At 75.1% G+C, this 13,340-nt stretch carries 15 protein-coding genes; 3 read left to right on the forward strand and 12 right to left on the reverse strand.

The features are described 5' to 3' along the window. Positions 1-90: 90 nt before the first annotated feature. The 6 genes from AYX06_RS09855 to AYX06_RS09880 all read right to left on the reverse strand — a co-directional run bounded on the left by AYX06_RS09855 (position 91) and on the right by AYX06_RS09880 (position 4,933). On the reverse strand, positions 91-1,032 hold the full coding sequence (locus tag AYX06_RS09855; RefSeq protein WP_084271554.1) for an alpha/beta hydrolase: 942 nt from the start codon (positions 1,030-1,032) through the stop codon (positions 91-93). Between the two features lie 41 nt (positions 1,033-1,073). Beyond that, positions 1,074-1,613 (reverse strand): hypothetical protein, encoded by a 540-nt coding sequence (locus AYX06_RS09860; RefSeq protein WP_062735621.1) that lies wholly within the window; start codon positions 1,611-1,613, stop codon positions 1,074-1,076. 122 nt (positions 1,614-1,735) lie between these two features. Then, a complete protein-coding gene (locus AYX06_RS09865; protein ID WP_062735622.1) occupies positions 1,736-2,749 on the reverse strand; it encodes a metal ABC transporter substrate-binding protein in 1,014 nt (337 codons plus the stop codon). A gap of 59 nt (positions 2,750-2,808) precedes the next feature. Further along, on the reverse strand, positions 2,809-3,201 hold the full coding sequence (locus tag AYX06_RS09870; protein ID WP_371860081.1) for a Fur family transcriptional regulator: 393 nt from the start codon (positions 3,199-3,201) through the stop codon (positions 2,809-2,811). 2 nt (positions 3,202-3,203) lie between these two features. Further along, complete coding sequence (locus tag AYX06_RS09875; protein WP_062735624.1) at positions 3,204-4,112, reverse strand: metal ABC transporter permease; 909 nt, start codon at positions 4,110-4,112, stop codon at positions 3,204-3,206. Then, a complete protein-coding gene (locus AYX06_RS09880; RefSeq protein WP_062735625.1) occupies positions 4,109-4,933 on the reverse strand; it encodes a metal ABC transporter ATP-binding protein in 825 nt (274 codons plus the stop codon). Before AYX06_RS09880 ends, AYX06_RS09875 begins: the two co-directional genes overlap by 4 nt. Before the next feature lie 96 nt (positions 4,934-5,029). Between AYX06_RS09880 and AYX06_RS09885 the strand changes: the two genes are divergently transcribed. Beyond that, positions 5,030-5,302 carry a hypothetical protein gene (locus tag AYX06_RS09885; RefSeq protein WP_147017787.1) on the forward strand — a complete coding sequence of 91 codons (273 nt, stop codon included), beginning with the start codon at positions 5,030-5,032 and terminating at the stop codon, positions 5,300-5,302. A gap of 64 nt (positions 5,303-5,366) precedes the next feature. Beyond that, positions 5,367-5,489 (forward strand): type B 50S ribosomal protein L36, encoded by a 123-nt coding sequence (gene ykgO, locus AYX06_RS09890; protein WP_026544400.1) that lies wholly within the window; start codon positions 5,367-5,369, stop codon positions 5,487-5,489. Between the two features lie 146 nt (positions 5,490-5,635). On the opposite strand, the gene AYX06_RS09895 is transcribed toward ykgO, so the two are convergent. The 4 genes from AYX06_RS09895 to AYX06_RS09910 form a co-directional block, all read right to left on the reverse strand. Beyond that, positions 5,636-7,576, reverse strand: coding sequence for an ABC transporter permease subunit (locus tag AYX06_RS09895; RefSeq protein ID WP_084271751.1), 1,941 nt, complete (start codon positions 7,574-7,576; stop codon positions 5,636-5,638). Between the two features lie 47 nt (positions 7,577-7,623). Then, a complete protein-coding gene (locus AYX06_RS09900; protein WP_062735627.1) occupies positions 7,624-9,192 on the reverse strand; it encodes an ABC transporter substrate-binding protein in 1,569 nt (522 codons plus the stop codon). A 183-nt stretch (positions 9,193-9,375) separates the two neighbouring features. After that, positions 9,376-10,149 carry an ABC transporter ATP-binding protein gene (locus AYX06_RS09905; protein ID WP_084271555.1) on the reverse strand — a complete coding sequence of 258 codons (774 nt, stop codon included), beginning with the start codon at positions 10,147-10,149 and terminating at the stop codon, positions 9,376-9,378. Next, a complete protein-coding gene (locus AYX06_RS09910) occupies positions 10,146-10,991 on the reverse strand; it encodes an ATP-binding cassette domain-containing protein (protein WP_062735628.1) in 846 nt (281 codons plus the stop codon). Before AYX06_RS09910 ends, AYX06_RS09905 begins: the two co-directional genes overlap by 4 nt. A 133-nt stretch (positions 10,992-11,124) precedes the next feature. Here AYX06_RS09910 and AYX06_RS09915 point away from each other — a divergent pair, with 133 nt between their 5' ends. Then, on the forward strand, positions 11,125-11,550 hold the full coding sequence (locus AYX06_RS09915; RefSeq protein ID WP_062735629.1) for a hypothetical protein: 426 nt from the start codon (positions 11,125-11,127) through the stop codon (positions 11,548-11,550). A 50-nt stretch (positions 11,551-11,600) separates the two neighbouring features. Here the strand turns inward: AYX06_RS09915 and AYX06_RS09920 are convergent, their stop codons facing one another. Further along, the gene (locus AYX06_RS09920; RefSeq protein WP_062735630.1) at positions 11,601-12,419 is read right to left on the reverse strand and encodes a serine hydrolase; all 819 of its coding nucleotides are present in this window, start codon (positions 12,417-12,419) and stop codon (positions 11,601-11,603) included. A 248-nt stretch (positions 12,420-12,667) separates the two neighbouring features. Further along, complete coding sequence (gene yczE, locus AYX06_RS09925) at positions 12,668-13,306, reverse strand: membrane protein YczE (RefSeq protein ID WP_062736990.1); 639 nt, start codon at positions 13,304-13,306, stop codon at positions 12,668-12,670. Positions 13,307-13,340: the final 34 nt, after the last annotated feature.

The following is a 13,340-nucleotide window of genomic DNA, read 5'->3' on the forward strand; positions in this document are numbered from 1 at the left end:
GCCCGGCGGCGAGCACCGAGCAGGCCGCGGATCCGCGCGTCCCGGGGCCGGGCCGATCCGGGGGACTCCTCGGCGCCGCCCGGCCCGCCGCTACGGCGCGGTCCGCTCCCGCAGATGGTCCGCGACGAGGTCGATGGCCTCCGCGCTGGCCGGGAGGATGTTGACCAGGGAGAAGAAGGCGTGCATCTGGCCGGGCCAGCGGTGGTGCACCACGCTCACGCCCTCCGCGGCGAGCCTCCGGGCGTAGGCCTCGCCCTCGTCGCGGAGCACGTCGTGCTCCGCGGTGATGACCAGGGCCGGCGGCAGGCCGCCCAGGGACCCGGCGCGCAGCGGTGAGGCCTCAGGGTGTCCGCGAGCGCCCTCCTCGGGGACGTAGTGCTCCCAGAACCAGCGCATGGAGTCGGCGGGGAGGAAGGCCTGGTTCTCCGGCTCCCGGTAGGAGGGCCGGGTCAGGTCCGCGTCGGTGACGGGGTACACGAGGACCTGCCCGGCCAGCTCGGGGCCGCGGCGGTCGCGGGCCCGGTGGGTGAGCACCGCCGCCAGGTTGCCGCCGGCGCTGTCCCCGGCCACGAACAACGGCACCGGGCCGCCGGCGATCGCTTCCCGCTGCTCCGCGGCCCACTGCAGGGCCGTCCAGCTGTCCTCCACCGGGGTGGGGAACGGGTACTCCGGGGCCTTGCGGTACTCCACCAGCACGACGGCCGCACCGGACCGTGCGGCGAGCAGCCGCCCCAGCGTGTCGTACCCGTCGATGTCCCCGAGGACCCAGCCACCGCCGTGCAGGTGGACCAGCACCGCGGCCGGGGTCGCGTCAGGAACGAGGACGCGCACGCGGAAGGCGCCGCCGTCGTGGCCGTCCAGAACGTGCTCCTCGACCCGGTGCATGTCCGGGCCGGGTCCGTAGCGCGCTCGCCGGTCGGCACCGGTGGCGCGGGCCTGGGCCGGGGTCATCTCCCACATCGGCGGGGAGCCCGGCGGGATGGAGTCGGCCAGCTCCTGCAGGAAGATCGCGCTGGCGCGGTCGAGTGCCATGGCGGGTGCTCCTTGTCCCGGGGTCGCTCGGAGGGCGGCGCTCAGTCGAGCTCGACGACGGTGACCGGCAGCGGCAGGGACTCCGCGTCGAAGGGGATCTGCTCGGAGAACGGGTTGCCGTCCTCGTCGCGGCCCACGCACAGGGCGAGCACCGTCGCCGGGTCGGGCCCGACCATCAGCGTCCAGTGCTGGCCGTTCGCGTCCACGGCGTGCGCCTGGTGGTCCAGGTCCACCCCGCCCTCCAGGTCGGCGAAGCGGACCCGGTAGTCCTCCAGCTCCTCGGGGGTCTGCAGCACCCCGGCGGAGACCACCGCCTCCTCGTCGCCGGTGACGGCCGGGGCCACCGGATAGGCGATGCGGAACGGCGGCTCGAGCACCTCCAGCAGCTCCCGGGCGGGGCTGGCGTCGTCGCCGCGCAGCCAGAGCCGGCCGGTCCCGTCGGCGAAACCGGCGTACTCCTCGTCGTTGGGGTAGAAGCACAGGAAGCCCGAGCCGGGGATCCGCGCGGCCAGCCCGGCGAGGTCCTCGGCGCGGTCCACGGCGAGGAATCGGGTGAGGGGCTCCAGCGGCAGGGGTTCCACGGGCGTTGTCTCCTTGGCGTTCGGCGGGCGGCGGGACGACCGTGTGCTGGCCGATCCCGGACGCCCTACGCTACGCCGCCGGGGACCGGTCGTGGACCGGACCCGCGCGGACCGCCGCCGCCCTACGCGCAGTCCAGCGCGGTGCGCAGCGCCTCGAGGTTGTCCCGCATGACCTGCTGGTAGTCGGCGTTCTCGTCGGCCTGGGCCTCCACCGGGTCCAGCACGGCGGTCTCCACGCCGTGCTCGGCCGCCAGGGTCTCGGCGACCTTGGGGTTGACCAGGGACTCGGAGAACACCGTGGTGACGCCCTCGGCCTCGACGATCTTGCCGATCTCGGCCAGCCGGGCCGGGGAGGGCTCGGTCTCGGGGTCGAGCCCGGCGATGCCCACCTGCTCGAGGCCGTACTTGTCCGCCAGGTACCCGTAGGCCTCGTGGGCGACCACGATGGTGTTCCGCTCGCAGGTGGCCAGCCCCTCGGTGAACTCCTCGTCCAGGGCGGTCAGCTCGGTGGTCAGCTGCTCGGCGTTGGACTCGTAGGTGGCGGCGTTGGCCGGGTCGACCTCGGCCAGCTCGTGGGAGACCTCCGTGGCGACCGCGGCGAGCCGCTCGGGGTCCAGCCAGAAGTGCGGGTCCTCCCCGCCGTGGTCGTGGCCGTCGCCTCCGGCGGGCTCCCCCTCGGCGTGCCCCTCCTCGGTGTGGGCCTCCGCGCTGTGGGACTCCTCCGCGGCCCCGTGCTCCTCCGCCGAATGGGCCGCCTCACCCTCCACCCCGGCGTGCACCGCGTCGAGGGCGTGCTCGGGGGCCGTCTGGGCCACGGCGTCGTCGACCGCCGGCTGGAACCCGGAGAGGTACACGACCGCGTCCGCGGTGCGCAGCTTGTCGACGGCGGCCGGGGACAGCTCCAGGTCGTGCGGCTCGGCCCCGGCCGGAGTGAGCGACTCCACCGCCACGAGGTCCCCGCCGACGCGCTCGGTGACGTACTGCAGCGGGTAGAAGGACGCCTGCACGGTCAGCGCCTCCCCCGACCTGCCGTCGGCGGTGGCCGCGGACGGGTCGGTGGAGTCGGAGGCACAGGAGGACAGGGCGAGGGCGGCGGCCAGGGAGAGTGGAACAACGAGAGCGCGAGACGGGATCATGAGAACGATTCTCGTGAAAAGTGAGAACCGTTGTCAATCCACCGCCGTTGCGGCAGAGCTCAGGAGCCGGCCTGCCGGCAGGAGCCGCAGATCCCGTGGAGCTCGATCGCGTGCCCGACGTCGGTGAAGCCGTGCCGGCGGGCGGCCTGGGCGGCCCACCGCTCCACCGCCGTCTCGGCCACCTCCACGGTGTGCCCGCAGCGGCGGCACACCAGGTGGTGGTGGTGCTCCGCGCGGGCGCACCGGCGGTACCGCATCTCTCCGCCCGGGGCGGCGAGGGCGTCCACCTCCCCGGCCTCGGCCAGGGCACTGAGGTTGCGGTAGACGGTGGCGAGGGAGACCGGCTCCCCCTGCTCCGCCAGCATGGCGTGCAGCTGCTGGGCGGAGCGGAACTCGGGGGTGCGGTCGAGCAGCTCGGTCAGGGCGGAGCGCTGCCGGGTGGTCCGGGTCATGGTCATGCTCCTCGCAGCTGGAGGTCGTCCTCGACGTGGTGGGCGTCCTCCGTGCCGTGGGGCCGCACGCGCCCCAGCAGGGGGCGGACGAGCAGGGCGAGCACGTAGCAGCCGATGGCCAGCACCACGATCATGGCGCCCGGGGACAGGGGCTGGAAGTAGGTGATGGACAGGCCCGTCACGCACACCGCGGCCCCCACGGCCATGGCCGTGCCCATGGTGCCGGCGAAGGAGCGGGTGAGCAGCTGGGCGACGGCGACCGGGACGATCATCACCGCGGAGACCAGCAGGACGCCGACCACGCGCATCGACACGGAGACGGTGAGGGCGGCCATGACGGCCACCAGGATGTTCAGGGCCCGGACGGGCAGCCCGGTGGCGAGGGCGAACTCCTCGTCGTGGCACAGGGAGAACAGGGCCGGGCGCAGGCCCAGCCCGACGCCGAGGACCACCGCGGCCAGCCCGGCGGTGAGCCAGACGTCCAGGGTGGTGACGGTGGCGATGGAGCCGAAGAGGTAGCCGGTGAGGTTCGCCGAGGTCCCGCCGGCCAGGCCGATCAGCAGCACCCCGCCGGCGATGCCGCCGTAGAACAGCAGGGCCAGGGCGACGTCGCCGCTGGTGCGCCCCCGGGTGCGCATGACCTCGATGAGCACCGCGCCCACGACGGCCGCGACCACCGCTCCGGGCACGGCCAGGGCGTCGTGCGTGGTGAGCCCGGCCGCGGAGCCGGCCAGCCAGCCCATGGCCACTCCGGTGAGGGCCACGTGGCCGATGCCGTCCCCGAGCAGGGCCAGGCGCCGCTGGACGAGGTAGGTGCCGATCACCGGCGCGGAGACTCCCACGAGGACGGCGATGAGCAGACCGCGCTGCATCAGGGGACTGGCGAGCATGGCGGTGAAGGTCTCGATCATGGTCGCTGCGGCTTTCCGTGGAGATCGGGGGCGGAGGGAACGGCGGCGGGCTCGTCCCCGTGCGGGTGCAGGTGCTCGTGGTCGGGGGCGTCGTGCCCCGGGGCCGGCTGCGGGGGGCTGCCGTCGTGGACGATGTGCCCGTGGCGCAGCACCACGGCGCGGTCCAGCAGCGGGGCCAGCTCGCCGAGCTCGTGCAGCACGACGAGCAGCGTGGTGCCGTCAGCCTGCAGCTGCGCCAGGATCCGGGCCATGGCCTCCTTGGAGACCTGGTCCACCCCGGACAGCGGCTCGTCCAGCAGCAGCAGCCGCGGGCGCCGCACCAGCGCCCGGGCGATCAGCACCCGCTGCTGCTGGCCGCCGGAGAAGATGGCCACGCTCTCGTGCGCCCGGTCGGCCAGGCCGACCTGGTCGAGCGCGTCGAGGCAGGCCCGCCGGGCGCCGGCGCCCGGGCGCAGCCGCCGGTGGCCCGTCAGCCCCGCGGCGACGACCTCGAGCGCCGTGGCGGGCACCCCGGCACCGACGCCGACGCGCTGGGGGACGTAGCCGATGCTCGACCACGGCACGGTCCGGCGTGCGGTGACGTCGGCGCCGAACAGCCGGGCCTCGCCGGACGCGACGGGCACGACGCCGAGCAGGGCCTTGAGGAGCGTCGACTTGCCCGAGCCGTTGCCGCCCATCAGGGCGACGGCCTCGCCGTCGGCCACGGACAGGTCCACCCCGCGCAGCACCGGCGTGGCGCCGAACGCCACGGTGAGGCCCTCCGTGCGGATGGCCGGGCCGTTCCCCGGAGCCGGGGCCGCCGGCGTGGATCGCAGTTTCATGAGAGCCATTCTCAAGAAAATGAGAACGATGGTCAATTCGCCCACCATCCGAGGCTCCTGTCTGCTTGAGAATATTTCTTATGTAAGGTGGCGGGCATGCGCCTTGTCATGGTCAGTTCCCTGGACGCCCTCAGCCGCCGGCGGGCCTGCGCGTCCCTCGCGGAGGCCCTGCACCGCGCTGCCGCCACGGAGGCTGCCGGCGCGGACGTGGTGCCGGCCGGCCCCGCCACGGTGCTGGCCGCCACCGGCGCGGATCTGGACGCGGCCGAGCTGACCGGGCTGCTCGCCGCCTGCCAGCTCACGGAGGAGGAGCTGCGGTCCGGGATCACCGGGCTGAGCGACCCGTTCGGCATCAGCTCGCCGAACTGACATCGAGGAGTCCGCACCGGACTCCCCAGCACTGACCACCAGCAACAACAACCAGGAGGAACGAATGAAAGTACGCAACTCGCTGCGCGCCCTGAAGAAGGTCCCCGGCGCCCAGGTGGTCCGCCGCCGCGGCCGCACCTTCGTGATCAACAAGAAGAACCCCCGGATGAAGGCCCGCCAGGGCTGAGCCCGGACGACGACGAACGGCCGCTGCCGGACCCCGGTCCGGCAGCGGCCGTTCGCGCATTCTCGAGATGGCGCCTGCTGCACCCTGCCCTCGGGCGAGGCCGGCCCCGGCCGCCCGGACGCCGGCACCGCCGGGCGAGCGCGGCATCAGGTCTGCAGCTGCCTCGCCCGCTCGGCGGAGCCCGCCGACTCGGCGGAGCCCGCCGACTCGGCGGAGCCCGGGCCGGGACCGGACGCAGGAATCATGGCGAAATGCCCCGGCCCGGGACGGGAGGTCCGCCGCGCCCCCTCGGCGCTCGAGAGCGAGACAGCCAGGACCGAGGCCAGCACCAGGGCCCCCGCCGGGCCGAGCACGGTCCACGGGGCGCGCTCGACGTAGCCGATGCCCTCGGCCAGCAACAGGCCCCACTCCGGGGCCGGCGGCTGCTGGCCCAGGCCCAGGAAGCCGAGCGCGGCGATGGCCAGGGCGGTGCCGGGCAGGCGCAGGACGGCGTGCCGGGCCACCTCGGGCAGCAGGGCGGGCAGGACCGTGCCGGCCAGGATGCGAGCGCGGCCCGCGCCCAGCAGGGGCAGCACCCGCACGTAGGGGCGGGCCGAGATCTCGGCGACCAGGGCGGCGGTGTGGGCGGCCAGCGGCGCCCAGCTCACCAGGGTGACGGCCACGGCCGCCCCGGCCGCCGACGGCCCGGCCACCGCGACGACGAGGATGCCGGCGATGATGGGGGGCGCCGCGTTGGTGACCTCCACCGGGCCGGTGGACCACGCCCCGGCCATCCCGACGACCAGCCCGATGAGCAGGCACGCGGCGACCACGACCAGGGCCAGGCCCAGGGTGTCCAGCGCGCCGTGGCCCACCCGGGCCAGCACGTCACGCCCGGCGGCGTCCGCCCCCAGCGGCAGCGCCCAGGAGGGCGCCTCCAGCCGGGTGTGGGCGGAGGTGTAGGGGTCCCGGAACAGCCCGGCCACGACCAGGGCGAGCAGCGCCCCTCCGGAGACCGCCGGCACCACCCACCACGACCGGCGCCGACCCGGCGGCGGGCCGGGGACGGGCAGGTCCCCGGAGCGGGCGGCCGGGCCCAGCAGGGACCGGCGGACGAGGGCGGCCAGGGCCCCCAGGGCCGCCGCGAGCACGAGCAGCAGCAGGACCCCCGCCTGCAGGGTCGGGATGTCCTGGGCCGCGGCGGCCCCCAGCAGGGACCGGCCCAGACCGGGGATCGCGAAGACCTCCTCGACGGCCACGGCACCGCCCGTGAGCCCGACGACGACCAGCGCGATCTGCCCGATCACCCCAGGCAGGGCCCGGTGCAGGGCGGCGAGGGCGATCCGGGCCCGGGAGTGCCCGGCCACCGCCCAGGTGTGCACCCAGCGCTCGGTGAACGCCCCGGCGAGCGCGGTGGTGAGCAGCCGCCCGATCAGCCCGCCCGCGGGCAGCCCGAGGGCCAGGGCCGGCAGCACGACGTGCTGGGGGCCGCGCCACCCGTAGGGCGGCAGCCAGCCCCACCACACCGCCACGACGATCAGCAGGACGGCCGCCAGGAGGAACTCCGGCAGCGCGGTCAGCGCGGCGGCCGCGGCCCCGGCGCCGCGGGCGGGGCGCCCGGCCAGTCCGGCGCGGACGGTGGGGACGCAGGTCAGGGCGGCGACGAACAGGGCCACGGCCAGGGCCGCGCCCATCAGGGTGACGGACACTCCCAGGGCCTCCAGCACACCGGGCAGGACCGGTCGGCCGCTGATCCAGGAGGTGCCGAAGTCCCCGGTGAGGACTCCGGACGCCCAGTCGGCGAAGACCGCGACCGGGCCGCGGTCCAGACCCAGCTCGGTCCGGATCTGAGCCAGCACCTCGGGCGTGGCCTCCCGGTCGGCGTAGCGGGCGCGCAGGACCGTGTACTCCGGGCGGTTGCCCGACAGCCACGGCAGGGCGCCGATCAGCACGACGACGGCGGTGAAGGCCAGAGCCCGCGAGATCAGGGCCGCCGCCCCCGCCCGGCCCAGCGCACGGGCCCTCGCCCGGCCCGCCACCGGGGCGACCGCGGAACCCGCCCCGTGGCCCACCGTGACGCCTGCCGCCTCGCCCGTCACAGCACCCATCACTGGGACGGCCGCCGGGTCCGTCATCTGGCCCGCTGTCCGGCTCGTCACCTGTTCCCTCGCTCGGCGACGGTGGTCTCGGCGGTGATCAGCTCGCGCTCGCGCGGGTCGCGGGCCGCGCCCTCCACGTCGTCCTGCTCGCCCTGGATCACGCGCTCGTGGAGCATCGGGATCGCGGCGTCCTCGGCGAGGACCGCGGCCTCCGCCTCCATGATCGCCGTCCGGCGCTCCTCGCCGGGGGCAGCCTTCTCCGCCTTGTCCAGGGCGGCGTCGACGGCCTCGGAGCAGAACTGGGAGATGTTGAAGGAACCCTCGCAGCCGAAGTCGCTGACCATGTAGGCCACCGGGTCCCCGGAGTCCAGCACGGTGGCCCGGGAGAGGATGAAGGCGTCGAACGTGCCCTCGAGGGCGTCGGCCTCGATGTACTGGTACTCCCGGACGTCGAGCTCCACCTCGAAGCCCGCCTGCTCCAGCTGCTGCTGGAGCTGCACGGCGACCTCGGGCAGCTCGGCGCGGTCGGTGAAGGTGCCGATGGTGATCTTCTGCCCGGCCGGGTCCCCGGCCTCGGCGCGGTCGGCGAGCAGCTCGCGGTAGGCGTCGGTGTCGCGGCCCTCCGCCGCGTAGGGGATGGCGGGTCCGAGCAGGCCGGCGGCCACGTCGGCCCGGCCCTCGTAGACCCCGTCCACGACGCTCTGCGGGTCGAGGGCCTCCCGGGCGGCCGCCCGCAGGGCGGGGTCGGTGAACGGGCCGTCCTCGGTGTTGAGGTAGAGCGTGTTGGTGCGCGGCATCGGCACCTCCTCCAGGAGGTCCTCCTCCACCTGCGCGGCCTGGCCCACCGGCACGGCCTCGACGACGTCGGCCTCCCCGGTGCGCAGCGCGGCGGCCCGGGCGGTGCCGTCGGGCACGAAGGACACGTCGATGCCGGCGGCGGCCGCGGCGCCGTCCCAGTGGTCCTCGTAGCGCTCCAGCGTGGCGCCGGAGGTGCCGTCGACGGCGGTGAGCTCGAAGGGCCCGGTGCCGTGGCCCACCGGGTCCACCGCAGTGCCCTCATAGGCGGCCGGGGCGAGGATGGACAGCTGCGGGCTGGACAGCCGCTGCGGGACCAGCGGGTCGGTCTCGGCGGTGGTGACCCGCACGGTGTCGCCCTCGGCCGCCACGGTCATCTCCACCCCGTCGAGGATGCGCGGGGCCGGCTCGGCTGTCACGGCCCGCTCCAGGGAGGCGGCGACGTTCTCGGCGGTGAGCTCCGTGCCGTCGTGGAAGGTGACCCCGTCCCGGATCGTGAAGGACCAGGTGGTGTCGTCGACCTGCTCCCACTCGGTGGCCAGCATGGGCCGGGCGTCCCCGGCCTCGTCCAGCCGGACCAGGGTCTCGGCGGTCGACCAGCGGGAGAGCTTGAAGGCGTCGTCGCTGAGCGGGGACAGCCCCGAGCGCGGCGGCTGGAGCATGGCCAGCTCGACGCGGGCGTCGGACGAGCCATCGGAGCCCTCGCCGGAGGCGGCGCCGGAGCCCTCGGCGAAACAGCCGGTGAGCAGCAGCAGGCTGACCGCGGCCAGCCCGAGGCCGGTGGCCCGCCGGGCGGGACGGTGGACGGGGACGGAGGAGCGAGGAGGCATCAGGGAGCCCTTTCGGTGTGGTGGACGACGGACGGTCGGATGGATCGGGGACGGCGGGGTGGTGCGGGGACGCCGGACCTCGGGGCCCGGCGAGCGGTCAGCACCCGCGGACGAGCGGCGGGGAGCAGGGCGAGCAAAACCGACGGGTGCCGCGAGGCGCCGGCGGGCGGCAGGGTGCGGGTCTCAGGCGGGCAGGCGCGGCACGGCGTCCACCAGTTGCCGGGTCGTCGGGTGGCGGGGGCTCTCGAGGAGCCGGTCGGCCGGGCCCTCCTCCACCACCTGCCCGTGGTCGAGCACCAGGGCGCGCTCGCACAGGGAACGGACCGCGGTGAGGTCGTGGGAGATGAACAGCAGCCCCAGACCCCCGCGCACGTGCTGGTCCTGCAGCAGGTCCAGCACCTGGTTGCGCAGCGGCAGGTCGAGCCCGCTGACCGCCTCGTCGGCCAGGAGGATCCGGGGGCGGGTCACCAGGGCCCGGGCGATGGCCACGCGCTGGGCCTGCCCGCCGGAGAGCTCGTGGGCCCGCCGATCCAGGTGCTCGGTGCCGAGCCCCACCTGCTCCAGGGCGTCCCGGACCAGGCGCGAGTGGTCGCCCGGGACGCGGAAGCGCCGCAGCGGTTCCCGCAGCTGGCGCTCGACGCTGCGCCGCGGGTCCAGGCTGGAGGCCGGGTCCTGCGGGATGTACTGCACGGCCTGCCGGGCTCGCCGGATCTGCTGCCGGCCCGTCAGCGGCGCGCCGTTGAAGAGGACCTCGCCCCGGTCCGGGCGCTCCACGGCCAGGAGCAGGGACAGCAGCGTGGACTTGCCCGACCCGGAGGGGCCCACCACGCCCAGCGCCTCGCCCTCGCGCACCTCGAGCTCGACCCCGCACACCGCGGTCACCTCCCCGGAGCGGGTCCGGTAGGTCCGGGTGAGTCCGGTGCCGCGCAGCGTCGTCGGCCCTGCCGGCCGGATCACGAGGCCGCGTCCAGCGGTGCGGCGACGGACTCGAGGCCGGTGCGGGCGTCCGGGCCCACCGGCGTCGCGGCGGGCCGGAGGCCGGCGCGGGCGGCCGCGACCAGGGCCACGGTGAACGCCGCCCGGGGCGACCGGAGCACCTGCTGCATCGGGCCGGCCTCGACGACCCGCCCCCGGTCGAGGACCACGACGTCGTCGCAGAGGTCGGCGGCGACCGCCAGGTCGTGGGTGATGAACAGCAGCGCGCTGCGCCCCGGGCCCGTGCAGCGGCGCAGGGCCTCGACGACCTGCCGCTGGCTGATCATGTCCAGGGCCGTGGTCGGCTCGTCGGCCACCAGCAGGTCCGGTGACGCGGCCATGGCCAGGGCCAGGCACACGCGTTGTCGCTGCCCGCCCGAGAGCTGGGAGGGGTGGGCGCGCAGGATCCGTTCCGGGTCCTCGAAGCCGACCTCGCGCAGCAGCTCCGCCATGACCTGGCCGGCCTCCGCCGCGCCGGTCCGGCGGCGGCGGGCCACGGCGGGCAGCAGCTGCCGGTCCAGCCGCACGACGGGGTTCAGCGCGGCCTGGGAGTCCTGGAAGACCGCCGCCATGCCCGGGCGCCGCCCCGGTGCCTGGCGCCAGGGCAGCTCACAACCGTCGACCCGCAGGGTGCCCTGCACGCGGAACTGAGGCCCCAGCAGCCCCAGCAGCGCCAGCACCGTGAGGGACTTGCCTGAGCCCGAGGCCCCGAGCAGGGCCACCCGCTGCCCGGGCTGCACCCGGAAGCCCACGTGGTGCAGCAACGACTGCCCGGCCACGGAGACCCCGAGGTCCCGCAGGTCCGTACCGGTCCCGTCACTCATGCTTCCCCCTTGCCAACAGCGCTTCTTCACGATCTGATGGTAATGAGTTTCATTCTCAGCAACTAATCCGACACGGGCGGGCCATCGGATCCATCGGCCTGCGACGTCGCCCATCCACCCGGGAGGCACCCCCATGAGCCGCAAGAGCACCACGAGCGAGACCACCACCGATGCCGGCGGCCCGCTGGTGGCCGTGTGCCAGGGTCACCGGTGTGCCGGCCTGCGCCGGCTGACCGGGACGGCCGATCAGGTGGAGCATCTCCAGGAGGTGGTGAAGGGCACGGCAGGAGCCGTGCTGATCTCGTCGCCGTGCATGGGGCGGTGCGAGATGGCCTCGCTGGTCGCCGTCGCCCGACGGGACGGACCCAGCGGGCAGGTCGGCCCCACCGTGTGGCTGAGCGGGCTCGAGGACGCGGACCGCGCGGAGGCGCTGAACCGCTGGGTGGCCTCGGGCGGCCCCCAGCGGATCCACCAGCCCGAGCACGGCGCCCCCCGGTGCCTGCGGGACGCCGTGAGCGGTTTCGGACCGCCTCCCGCCGTCGCGCGTCGCGCCCACTGACCCGGCCCGGCCGGGAGGCGGTCACCGATGCCCGGCGAGCCCCCCGGAGGTCAGGCTGCCGCTGCTGCGTGCAGGTAGGAGTCGATCGCCTGCCCTGCCGTCCGGAACCAGGGCCTGGCGTCGTCGTAGCCGGACCAGCCGTCCGTCAGCACGGCCACCACGTACTCCTTGCCGTTCAGCCGGACGAGCCCGGCGTCGTGCGAGACCTGGATCAGCAGGCCGGTCTTGTGTGCGAACTCCACGTCCGGGGACAGTCCCGTGGACAGGGCGTAGTCCAGTTCCTGGGCCGCGAGGAAGCCGAGCAGCAGGGTGGTCGACGGCCCGGAGAGCAGCTCGCCTCCCCGAAGCCGGTCGAGGAGGTCGGCGACGTCGTTCGGGGTGGTGGTCATGGCCACGGTCCCCGCCTCCCCGGTGTCCGGGTCGTAGGTCGTGGATTCGAAGCCCTGCCCCTGCGCGAACGCCTGGACCTCGTGCCACCCCAGCCAGCGCCCGAGGGCCGCGCCGGAGACGTTGTCCGACCAGGTGACCATCCGCTCCACGGCCTCCCGGACGGTGAAGGCGGTGCCCGGCACGGTGTCCGTCAGGGCGATCTGGCCCCGGTCCACCCGGTCGAAGACCGCATGGGCCAGGAAGAGCTTGTACAGGCTGGCGCTGGTGAAGGAGCGGTCCGGGTTGCGGGCCACCACCTCCGCACCGGTCGGATCCAGGAGCACGAGCCCCAGCTCCCCCGGCACCTGGGCGGCCAGCGCGTCCAGATCGGCCTGGAGGCGGGTGACCGCCGGATCGCTGGTCTCGACGGCGAAGGCCGGCGCCGCGGCGGCCGCGCCAGCACCGCCCACTGCGAGAAGCAGCGCCGTGAGGGCCGCCACGAGGCGCCTCCGGCGTGCAGGCCACGGGCTGCGGCGCGTGAATGATCGAGTTCCTGAGTACATGGTGCGTCTCCGTTCCCCCACGGACGAGGCGCGGCCGGGGCGGTCCCGGCGACAAGGGCCATTCTGTTCCCCAGGCTGGTCCCCCGCCACCCTCGTCGGGGCTCGTCCGTCCAGCACGGTGGATCCGGCACCCCTGGCCGCGGCCTGGAGCAGGGGCCGCGCGGCCCGGCACGTGGGCGGCGGGCTCAGCGGTAGAGCCGCACCTGGAACCGGGGCATCAGCACCTGGACCAGCGGGCCGATGGCCAGCGCGTAGAGCACCGTGGCCAGGCCCACGGTGCCGCCGAGCAGCCACCCGGCGACCACCACGATCACCTCGATCGAGGTGCGCACGATCAGCACCGATCCTCCGGTGCGCCGCACCAGGCCGGTCATCAGCCCGTCCCGCGGGCCGGGGCCCAGGTGCACGCCGATGTAGGCGGCGGTCGCCACGGCGTTGAGGAGCACACCGGCGAGCACGAACAGCACCCGCAGCGGCAGCGACTCGACCGGCGGCAGCACCGCCAGGGTCGCGTCGAGCACCAGCCCGACCACCACCGCGTTGCTGAGGGTGCCGATCCCCGGGCGCTCGCGCAGCGGGATCCACACGAGGAGCAGCAGCAGGCTCACCGCGATGACGACCGTGCCCATGCTCACCCCGAGCTGCCGGGAGAGCCCCTGGTGCAGCACGTCCCACGGAATGACGCCGAGCTCCGCCCGCACGAACAGCGCCATGGTGATGCCGTAGAGGACCAGGCCGGCGTAGAGCTGCACGAGCCGGCGGGGCAGCCGCCGCGACTCCGGACGGTCGGTCGAAGGGGTCAGGGCACGCGGACGCCGGCTCATGCGGTTCATCCTCGCACCTGCGAAGTGTTCCGGG

Origin of the sequence: Kocuria turfanensis (assembly GCF_001580365.1) — a bacterium.
Taxonomy (GTDB): Bacteria; Actinomycetota; Actinomycetes; order Actinomycetales; family Micrococcaceae; genus Kocuria; species Kocuria turfanensis.